Genomic DNA, 251 nt, shown 5'->3' with positions numbered 1-251 from the left:
GCGCCTTCTCTTTTTCTGTCTTCCCCCTCCTTGCCCCCGTGTCCTCGCGGGCACGTACCCCGCTTTTAACCTACACTGAGTTTCAAGGCCCCGCGCTCCCACCCCCTTCTCTTCCCCCCTCTCCTTCCTCCTTTCTGTCTCCCCCTCTTTGTTTCCGCTTTCTCTTTCCTTTTTCTCCTGCTTCTCCCTCTTTCCTTTCCCCCCTTCTCCTCTGCCCTTCCCTTCTTGCTTCTCCCCCTTCCCGTTCCGGT

General features: G+C 58.2%; 1 protein-coding gene. It reads right to left on the bottom strand.

Annotated elements, in window-relative coordinates:
- Nucleotides 1–65: 65 nt before the first annotated feature.
- Nucleotides 66–251 (bottom strand): hypothetical protein (locus tag BKB51_RS21030; protein ID WP_420843509.1); only part of this gene is annotated, 186 nt, incomplete at its 5' end.

Origin of the sequence: Kiloniella majae, assembly GCF_002118315.1 — a bacterium.
In the GTDB taxonomy this organism is placed as follows: domain Bacteria; phylum Pseudomonadota; class Alphaproteobacteria; order Kiloniellales; family Kiloniellaceae; genus Kiloniella; species Kiloniella majae.
Note: the sequence above shows the minus strand (reverse complement) of the source record. Positions and strands in the feature narration are given on the sequence as shown.